Origin of the sequence: Streptomyces sp. NPDC017890, assembly GCF_044328675.1 — a bacterium.
Taxonomy (GTDB): domain Bacteria; phylum Actinomycetota; class Actinomycetes; order Streptomycetales; family Streptomycetaceae; genus Streptomyces.
In genome coordinates this window covers 81,213-90,683 of sequence record NZ_JBIRHU010000029.1, presented here as the reverse complement: position 1 = coordinate 90,683, position 9,471 = coordinate 81,213, and the positions used below count along the sequence as shown (strand labels likewise).

Below are 9,471 nucleotides of genomic sequence, written 5' to 3'. Positions count from 1 at the left end.
GTACTGCAGGGGGGACCCTGTGGGAGAGTAGGACGCCGCCGAACAATCATTCAAAGGAAACCCCGCACCGGGAACGGTGCGGGGTTTTCTGCGTTTCAGGACGGCTTCACCAGTTTCGTGTCGTACGCCAGGATCACCGCCTGGACGCGGTCGCGGGAGCCCGTCTTGGCCAGGATGCGGCCCACGTGGGTCTTCACCGTCGACTCGGCGAGATGGAGACGCTCGGCTATCTCCATGTTGGTCCAGCCCTGGCCCATCACCCTCAGGATCTCGTTCTCGCGCTCGGTGAGAGAGGCCAGGCGGGGATCGGGGGTGTCGTCCCACGCCGCTGTGGCGGCGGCCGGCAGATGGTGGACGTAGGTGTCGAGCAGGCGGCGGGTCAGGCTCGGAGCCACCACCGCGTCGCCACTGGCCACCGCGCGGATGCCGGACAGCAGCTCCTCCGGCTGGGCGTCCTTGACGAGGAACCCTGAGGCTCCGGCGCGCAGGCCGGAGTACGCGTACTCGTCGAGGTCGAAGGTCGTGAGGATGAGGACTCGCGTGCGGCCGCCGCTCGCGACGATGCGGCGCGTCGCCTCGATGCCGTCCATGCCGGGCATGCGGACGTCCATGAGGACGACGTCGGGGCGGAGTTCGGCCGTCATACGGGCGGCTTCCGCACCGCCCGCCGCCTCGCCCACGACCGTCATGTCGTCCTGACTCTCCAACAGCATCCGGAAGCCGAAGCGCTGGAGCGATTGGTCGTCGGCGATGAGGACGGTGGTCACTGCGGGGATTCCTCCGGTAGGTGCAGGTGGACGCGCCAGCCCCGCTCGGGGCCTGGGCGTGGGCCGGCCTCAAGTGTGCCTCCGTACAGGGACGTTCGCTCGCGCATTCCGGGCAGGCCCCGGCCGTCGGTAGGGCCGGGGGCCGGGCCGCCGTGCCCGGTGTCGGTGACGGTGAGGGCCACGGCCCCGCCGGTCCCGTAGGAGAGGTCGATGTGGGCGGTGGCGTCCGGGCCGGCGTGTTTGAGGGTGTTGGTGAGGGCTTCCTGGATGACGCGGTAGACCGTGAGCTGGCGGCCCTCCGGGAGTGCCGGGTGGCCCTTGACGGTCGTACGGACGGGGAGACCGGCCCGGCGGACGCCGTCGAGGAGTTGGTCGAGGTCGGTGAGGGCGGGCTGCGGTGCCAGTTCTGCCGCCCGGGGGCCGTCCTGCTCCTCGTCGCGCAGGACGTCCAGCAGGCGGCGTAGTTCGCCCAGGGCCTGGCGGCTGGTGGTGGCGATGGCGTCCAGGGCCTGGGCGGCGCGTTCGGGGGACTTCGCGGCGGCGTAGCGTCCGCCGTCGGCGAGGCCGGTGACGACGGACAGGTTGTGGCCGATGATGTCGTGCATCTCCCGGGCTATGCGGGCGCGTTCGGCGGCTGCGGCGAGGCGGATCTGCTGGTCGCGTTCGGTCTCCAGGCGGCGGGCGCGGTCCTCCAGGGCCTCGGTGTGGTCGCGCCGGGTGCGGACGGTGATGCCGATCAGGGCGGCCACGCAGATGGAGAGCAGCTGCGAGCCGACCTGCTGGTTCCAGGAGCCCGCGCTGTCCCCGTAACGGGCGACCGCGACACAGGTCGGGGCGACCGCCAGCGCCACCGCCCACCACAGGTTGCGCAGCGGCAGGCGCAGGGCGATGTGGTGGACGAGGAGCAGCTGCAGCAGGGCCGCTTGCAGGGCGGCGCCCGACCAGGCGTTCAACAGGGCGGCGGGCAGCGTCGCGAGGAGGGCGGCCTGGGGGTGGCTGCGACGCCAGAGGAGGGGGACGGAGAGGGCGAGGCTGAGAGCGATGACGAGTCCGGTGGGGACGCCGGGGTCGTGCGCGACGTTGCGCCAGCCGCCGGAGGCGTCGATCATGGCGGCCAGCACCCAGAGGCCGGTGAGGTGCAGGTCCCAGACGAGGGGCCGGCGGCGGTCGAAGGCGCGTACCCGTCGGTTGACGCGGTGCACGTATTCGGTGAGGGGTTCGGCCACTCGTTCTTCCGGCGCGGACTTCACGGGCTCCATCCGGCCATGGTCGCGGTCCGGGGCGCGGAGGGCGTCCGTCCGGGGGCCGTATATCAGGTGAGGGGCGTAGTACCCGGGTATTACGGTGGCCCGCATGAGTGCCTCGGTCCCCGGTGACTACATGATCCGCTCCATACGTGCCGACGAGTGGCAGGCCGTGAAGGAGCTGCGGCTGCGCGCGCTGCGGGACCCGGTCGCGCACCTCGCGTTCCTGGATACGTACGACACCGCCGTGACCCGGCCCGACTCCTACTGGCGGGAACGGACGGCGAAGGCCGCCGAGGGCGCTTCACAGGCGCAGCAGATCGTCGCGGAGGGGCCGGGAGGCCGGTGGCTGGGCACGCTGACCGTGCTCGTGGAGGAGGCCGGGACGACGGACTGGGCCGGGTTCCCCGTGGAGCGGCGGCAGGGGCACGTGGTGGGAGTGTTCGTACGGTCCGAGTGGCGGGGGAGCGGGCTGACGAAGGCGCTGTTCGACGCCGGGCTGGAGTGGGCGTGGGCGAACGGCCTGGGACGGGTGCGGCTCATCGTGCACCCGGAGAACGGGCGTGCGCAGGGTGCGTACCGCACGGTGGGTTTCGCGCCGACCGGGCGGACGGTGCCGATGGAGGGTGTGCCCGGTGACCACGAGCTGGAGTTCGTGGTCGAGCGGTGACACGGGCCCGCGGCCGTCGGCGTCACACCGGCAGTTCGTCGTGGGGCCAGCGGGCCCGGCCCTGTTCACGGGAGCGGAGCAGGGCCAGGGTCGGCATACCCCGGTCCGCTCCGGTGGCCAGCAGCTCCGGGAGCTGGGGGAGCGGAGCCACGGCGGCGACGTCGTCCAGGACGAGGGTGAGTGGTGGGTCGAGGCGACCGGAGGATGACCGTTCGGCCATGCGCCGGCCGCGCTCGACCACGCTTGAGACGAGCGCCGTCAGCAGCGGCATCGCGCCGGGGCTCGTGCGGGGGTCTTCGATGGATTCACCCACCACGTAAAGGGTGCCCTGTTCGTGGATGAAGGAATCCAAGGCGAGGGCATCATTTCGGTTGGGAGTGCACGCCTCGCGGATGTTGACCGTCGAGAGGACGGCCAGGGCCCGGGTGGTGAGCTGCTGGGCCATGTCCCGGCGTTCGGGGTGGGCGGTGAGGGCCCCTTCGAGTTCGCCCGCGGCGCCGGGCGCGGCCTTGGGGTTGGTCCGGAGGATGCGTACGGCGTCCTGGATCTGGAGGCCCTGGGACCAGCGGTGGACGTGGCGGACGGTGCGGCCGTCGATGGCGGCGGCGTGGAGGTAGCTGCGCAGGAGCAGTTCGGCGGTGTCGCCGACCGCCTGGTCGAGCCGGGAGGTGGGGCGGACCGGCGTGAGGAGGGCGGCGGCTCTGGTCACGGCTGTCTGCTTCTCCTCGCAGCCCGCGGTGGGGGACCAGTGGAGGCGGGCCGGGGTGTCGCAGAGGTGGTTCGGGTCGTAGAGGTGGGAGGGGCCCAGTTTCGCGCGGGCGTCCTTCGTGTCCGACCAGAGGTCCGGGTTCGAGGTGATGACGAGGGCGGGGCCTTCCGCGTCGCGCAGGGTCCGGCTCGCGGTCGAGTGGCGGACGCCGGGCGTGCCGTAGTGCACCGCGCCTTCGGGGCGGTTCGTCTCCCAGCCGCGCACCCGTGTGCCGTCGGGCGCGGAGGCCGGGGGCTCCTCCTCCGGTGGCTTCTCCCACCGCGGTGCCCTCGGGGTCGGGACCTCGTGCACGGGCATGTGTTCCGGCACCGGTTCCGGTTCCCGCACCGGGTCAGGAGCCGGGGCCGGGGCCGGGGCCGGGGCCGGGGCGGGGGCCGGGGTCGGTTCCGGGCTGTGTACGTCCGTCGTCGGTCGCGTCACTCGCCGCCGCTGCCGTACCGCCCGCCACCGGGCCACCGTGCCCATCACGAAGACGGTCAGGACCACCAGCACCATCATCTGGCCGATGAACAGCCCCCAGAACAGCCCGTAACCGGAGAGCGCGGTCTCGGGGGTGTCCGGCCAGGCGCCGGGGAGGTCGTGGGGTTCGGAGACCAGGTGGCGCATGGCCAGGGGGGTGCCGGTGAAGGTGACGTCGGAGGGCCAGGAGCCGTGGGCGAACAGGGCGGAGAGGCCGGTCGCCGTCCACACCAGCAGGGTCATGCCGAGGATGAAGGCGAGTATGCCGATCAGCAGGCCGTCGGGGATGCCGCCCTGCTGGTCCGGCCGCCGGCCGCGGTGGTCGTCCGGTCTCATGCCTTCGGTCCCTCCCCGTCTTCCTACGCCACCGTCGATTCGGACGAGTCTCCGATGTGCTGTTCCATGAAGGCCGCCGCCCGCTCCTCCGCCTCCAGTTCGGCGGCGCGCAGGGCGTCGTCGTTGAAGTCGGCGGAGGACTCGGTCATCGCGCGGTCGGTGAAGACCAGGGGGCGTTCGGTGTCGGTGATCAGGTGTTTGACCACCTGGACGTTGCCGTTGACGTCCCACACCGCGATGCCGGGGGTGAGGGACGGGATGATCTCCACGGCCCAGCGTGGCAGGCCCAGGACGCGTCCCGTGGCCCGCGCCTCGTCGGCCTTCTGGGCGTAGATGGTCCGGGTGGAGGCCATTTTCAGGATGGCCGCGGCCTCTCTGGCGGCCGCTCCGTCGACGACGTCCGACAAGTGGTGCACCACCGCCACGAACGACAGACCCAGCCGGCGCCCGAACTTCAGCAGCCGCTGGAACAGCTGCGCCACGAACGGGCTGTTGATGATGTGCCAGGCCTCCTCGACCAGGAAGATGCGCTTCTTCCGGTCGGGCCGGATCCAGGTGTGCTCCAGCCAGACCCCCACGATGGCCATGAGGATCGGCATGGCGATGGAGTTGCGGTCGATGTGGGACAGGTCGAAGACGATGAGGGGGGCGTCGAGGTCGATGCCCACCGTCGTCGGGCCGTCGAACATGCCGCGCAGGTCACCGTCGACGAGGCGGTCGAGGACCAGTGCCACGTCCAGGCCCCACGCCCGTACGTCGTCTATGGCGACGTTCATCGCCTCGGCGGACTCCGGCTCGGGGTGGCGGAGCTGCTCGACGATGTCGGTGAGGACCGGCTGGCGCTGCACGATGGTCTCGTTGACGTAGGCGTGCGCGACCTTGAGCGCGAAGCCGGAGCGCTCGTCCAGGCCGTGCCCCATCGCCACCTCGATGATGGTGCGGAGCAGGGCCAGCTGCCCGGTCGTCGTGATCGCCGGGTCCAGCGGGTTGAGCCGGATGCCGTGGTCCAGGGCAGCCATCGGGTCCAGCCGGATGGGAGTTATGCCCAGCTCCTCGGCGATGAGGTTCCACTCGCCGACGCCGTCCTCGCCCTGGGCGTCCAGAACGACGACCTGGCGGTCCTTGAAGCGGAGCTGGCGCAGGACGTACGTCTTCTCCAGCGCCGACTTGCCGTTCCCGGACTCCCCGAGCACCAGCCAGTGCGGGGCGGGGAGCTGCTGGCCGTACAGCTGGAAGGGGTCGTAGATGTAGCCCTTGCCGGAGTAGACCTCGCGGCCGATGATCACGCCGGAGTCGCCGAGGCCGGGGGCGGCGGTCGGCAGGTAGACGGCCTGCGCCTGGCCCGTGGAGGTGCGGACCGGGAGGCGGGTCGTCTCCACCTTCCCGAAGAGGAAGGACGTGAAGGCGTCGGTGAGGACGGACATCGGGTCCCGCATCAGGCTCAGCCCCTACCTTCGGATGCCGGTGGCGAACGGAAGTGTGTTCACGAAGGCGCGGTGGTGCTCACGGTCGCACCACTCCAGTTTCAGATACGACTTTCCGGCCGAGGCCCGTATCGTCCGCTTGTCGCGGGCCAGGGACTCGGGGGAGCGGGAGGAGACCGTGATGTAGCCGACCAGGTTGACACCGGCCGCGCCGCTGGCGAGGTCCTCGCCCCGCTGGTCCAGCCGGCCGTGGGCGGCGACGTCGCGGGGGTCGACGGTCCGGTTCATCTTGGCGGCGCGGGAGGCTTCGGCGTCGTCGTTCGTCTTCTCGGTCAGCATGCGTTCGATGGCGACCTCGGTGGGTTCGAGGTCCATCGTCACGGCGACCGTCCTGATCACGTCCGGGGTGTGGACGAGGAGCGGCGCGAGGAAGTTCACGCCGACCGGGGTCATCGGCCACTCCTTGATCCAGGCGGTGGCGTGGCACCAGGGCGCGCGGGTGGAGGACTCCCGGGTCTTGGCCTGGAGGTAGGTGGGCTCCATGGCGTCCAGCTCGGCCGGCCAGGCGTTGCGCTTGGTCATCGCCTGGATGTGGTCGATGGGGTGGTCCGGGTCGTACATGGCGTGGATGAGCGAGGCGAGCCTGCCCTGCCCCAGTGGCTGGCGCACCCGGATGTCGGCTTCCTGGAGGCGGGAGCAGATGTCCGTCAGCTCGCGCGCCATCACGACCGCCAGTCCGGCGTCGCGGTCCAGCTTGCGTCCGTTCTGCGGCCGGGCGGCGCGGGCCATGGCGTGCGCCTCGGCGGCCAGGTCGCGGGTGTAGTGCATGCAGGCGATGAGATAGGCGCGGTGCTGCTCGCTGCTGGTGGACACCATCGACTGGAGCTGGTCGTACGACTGCTGCAGCCACGGCAGCGCCTTGTCGTCGCCGCGCTGGGAGACGTCCTTGGCGTGCGCGTCGGGGTCGGCCGGGAGGGTGCGGGCGAGCATCTGGATGCGGGTGACGAAGCCGTCGCCGTTGGCCACGTGCTTGAGGAGGGTGCCGAAGCGGTCGACGAGGGCTTCCTGGTCCTCGGAGTCGCGCAGGCCGACGCCGGGGCCCTCGATCTCGATCGCGGCGGTGACCGTTCTGCGGTCGGCGTGCAGCAGTACGGCGATCTCGTCCGGCCCGAAGGGCGCCGCCAGCCAGCTGATGCGGCCGATGCCGGGCGGCGGGCCGACCTCGACCTCCCGCCCGTCGATCCTGGTGCCGGCCTCGATGGCGCCGGAACGGTAGGTGGTGCCGCGGCGCAGCGTCCGCTTGTAGCTGCGGTTGATCTCGAACCACTTGTAGAACGTGCGGTGCTTGTACGGCACGTAGACGGCCGCCAGCGCGAGCATGGGGAAGCCGCAGAGCAGCACGATGCGCAGGGTCAGGACGGGGACGAGGAGCCCGCACATCATGCCGAGGAACGCGCCGACGACGATCAGCGCGATCTCACCGGTCTCGCGGTTGCGGCCGACGATCGCGTTCGGCCGGGCGCGGCCGATCAGATACGTACGGCGGGGCGTGACCGGATGGGACACGTGGGACTCGGTCGTCAACGCCCGTCACCTCCTGTGCTCTTTTTAAGGCTGTTACGGGTGTTGCCTGCGTGGGGCGTGTTCACCGGGCTGCTGGAGCGCGGTGCGGGTGCGGCGGAGGGGACACTTCCGCCGCCTCCGTTCGAGGGGCGCGAGCTGTGCGCGGCGACTCCGCCGGAGGCGGGGTTCGAGGGGCGGGGAGCGGAGGACTGGCCTCCGCCTCCACCGCTGCCGTTGTGGCGGGTGCTGTGGGTTCTGATGCCCTGGGCGACCAGGTTCGCCGGGGAGCTGATCACGGCCGCGGCCTTGCCCTCGGCGCCCTGCATGATGCGGTTGTTGCGGCCGCTCGCGATCTCGTCGCCGAAGCCGGGGACGAAGCGGTAGATCATCGCGGAGGCGAAGATCGCGAGCAGGATGATCGCGAGGCCGGAGACGACGGCGGAGAAGGCGTTTGGGCCGTCGTCGGCGGAGAGCGCGCCGGCGAGGCCGAGCACGATGACGACGACGGGCTTGACGAGGATCACGGCGATCATGATCCCGGCCCAGCGGCGGACGTGGCCCCACAGGTTCTTGTCGACCAGGCCGGCGTAGACGACGGTGCCGAGCAGGGCCCCGACGTAGAGCAGGGCGGCGCGGATGACGAGTTCCAGCCAGAGCACGCCGGCGGCGAGGATCGACACCAGGGAGACGACGATCAGCATGATCGGTCCGCCGCCGATGTCCTCGCCCTTCTCCAGGGCGCCGGAGAACGTGCCGAAGAAGGTGTCCGTCTGGTCGCCGGTGGCCTTGGCGAGGACGTCCGTGACGCCGTCGGTCGCCGAGACGACCGTGTACAGGATCAGCGGCGTGAACGCCGACGCCAGGACGGTGAGCCAGAGGAACCCGATGGCCTCGGAGAGCGCGGTGCTGAGGGGGACGCCGCGCACGGCACGCTTCGCCACCGCGAGGAGCCACAGGAGGAGCGTGAGGATCGTCGACGCCGCGAAGACGACGGCGTACTGCTGGAGGAACTGCGGGTTCGTGAAGTCGACGTCGGCCGTGTCCTGCACGGCGGCGCTGAGCTTGTCCACGGTCCACGCGGCGGCGTTGGCGCAGCCCTTGGCGAGGGAGGAGAGAGGGTCGATGGTGGCGCTGGGGTCGAAACTCCGGCCGTCGCCTCCGGACGAGCCGCCACTGCCGCTGCTGCGTTCGCCGCGTTCGCAGTAGTCCTTGGCGGGGCCGCGGATGAGGTCACAGGGATCCTCTGTGTCCGCCGGCGTGGGGGTGGGCGCAGCAAAGGCCCGGGTGGCCAGCAGCACCGTGGCGGTCTGTACTGCGGCAAGGGTCGACGCGACCTTGAGGACGCGGTGGTTAGCGCGCATACGTGAAACCTCCGTACTCCTCGACGGCCTTCGTCATGTCGTCGGCAGTGGAGGCCCTTTGATCGCGACCGACCGGCACCGGACCGTCCTTCTGCTGGAAGTCGGTGACCTTCCAGTCGTTGTCGGCCCACGTCAGCTGGTAGGTGGTGGTGTACCAACTTTCGGTCACCGGGTTGGTCGAGTCGCCACCGGACAGGCCGAAGAGGGACGTGTACCAAACCTCCACGGTGGCCTTCTCGGCGCTCGACGTTGTGAGCTTGGTTCCCACCGGAATCACCCGCGAGACAAAGGTCTGGCCGGCCGGTGCCCTGCCGTCCTTGTCGAGACCGATGTTCGCGAGGAACTTCTGGCTCGAGTACGCGCCGTCCAGTTCTGTCCGCCGGGTTGCGGCGACATCGGGTGCGTAGACGGTGTCGATGATGTCGTGCCGTCTGGCCTTGTCGAACATGCCGTCAGACCCCAACGCCACCGCATAGTTCGCCGCCGCGCTCTGCGCCCCCTGCTCGTCGTGGGCGAAGCCCGATCGGACCGGCTGGGTTCCGGAGGGCGCCGTCGCCGACGTCTTCGGCTTGTCGGCGGCCGCGTCGTCCGACGACTCTGCGGAATCGTCTCCTCCACGGTTCGCGAAGGCGATCGCGGCGATGAGGAGGACGACGACGCCGACCACGGTGACCAGGCTCCGTGACGACGAGCGGCCGCCGCGCCGGGGGCCGCCGTAGCCGTCGCCGTCCCCGTCGGGCAGCCGGGTCCGTGTCTGACCGGTGCCGCCGTAACCGCCGGAGGACTGGTGGTCGTCTCCGAGACTCATGCCGCGTACGCCCCCTCGACGTCGTGTCTGCCGTAGAAGTACGACGGTAGCCGTGCTGGTCCCCGCGCGG

At 70.9% G+C, this 9,471-nt stretch carries 8 protein-coding genes; 1 reads left to right on the top strand and 7 read right to left on the bottom strand.

Features of this window, described 5'->3' with window-relative positions:
- Nucleotides 1–95: 95 nt before the first annotated feature.
- The gene (locus ACH4F2_RS30990; protein WP_398136064.1) at nt 96–767 is read right to left on the bottom strand and encodes a response regulator; all 672 of its coding nucleotides are present in this window, start codon (nt 765–767) and stop codon (nt 96–98) included.
- Nucleotides 764–2,026, bottom strand: coding sequence for a sensor histidine kinase (locus ACH4F2_RS30985; protein ID WP_398136063.1), 1,263 nt, complete (start codon nt 2,024–2,026; stop codon nt 764–766). The genes ACH4F2_RS30990 and ACH4F2_RS30985 overlap by 4 nt, the downstream gene beginning before the upstream one ends.
- A 121-nt stretch (nt 2,027–2,147) precedes the next feature.
- Between ACH4F2_RS30985 and ACH4F2_RS30980 the strand changes: the two genes are divergently transcribed.
- Entirely contained in the window at nt 2,148–2,681 is a 534-nt protein-coding gene (locus ACH4F2_RS30980) for a GNAT family N-acetyltransferase (RefSeq protein WP_398136067.1), read from the top strand.
- Between the two features lie 22 nt (nt 2,682–2,703).
- Here ACH4F2_RS30980 and ACH4F2_RS30975 read toward each other — a convergent pair whose 3' ends face one another.
- Genes ACH4F2_RS30975 through ACH4F2_RS30955 form a run of 5 tightly spaced genes read right to left on the bottom strand, consistent with a single transcriptional unit; the run spans nt 2,704 to nt 9,401 of the window.
- A complete protein-coding gene (locus ACH4F2_RS30975; RefSeq protein ID WP_398136062.1) occupies nt 2,704–4,245 on the bottom strand; it encodes a type IV secretory system conjugative DNA transfer family protein in 1,542 nt (513 codons plus the stop codon).
- A gap of 23 nt (nt 4,246–4,268) precedes the next feature.
- On the bottom strand, nt 4,269–5,681 hold the full coding sequence (locus ACH4F2_RS30970) for an ATP-binding protein (protein WP_398136061.1): 1,413 nt from the start codon (nt 5,679–5,681) through the stop codon (nt 4,269–4,271).
- Between the two features lie 12 nt (nt 5,682–5,693).
- Nucleotides 5,694–7,253 carry an SCO6880 family protein gene (locus ACH4F2_RS30965; protein WP_398136060.1) on the bottom strand — a complete coding sequence of 520 codons (1,560 nt, stop codon included), beginning with the start codon at nt 7,251–7,253 and terminating at the stop codon, nt 5,694–5,696.
- Complete coding sequence (locus tag ACH4F2_RS30960) at nt 7,250–8,593, bottom strand: hypothetical protein (RefSeq protein ID WP_398136059.1); 1,344 nt, start codon at nt 8,591–8,593, stop codon at nt 7,250–7,252. Before ACH4F2_RS30960 ends, ACH4F2_RS30965 begins: the two co-directional genes overlap by 4 nt.
- On the bottom strand, nt 8,583–9,401 hold the full coding sequence (locus ACH4F2_RS30955; RefSeq protein ID WP_398136058.1) for a hypothetical protein: 819 nt from the start codon (nt 9,399–9,401) through the stop codon (nt 8,583–8,585). Before ACH4F2_RS30955 ends, ACH4F2_RS30960 begins: the two co-directional genes overlap by 11 nt.
- Nucleotides 9,402–9,471 lie beyond the last annotated feature (70 nt).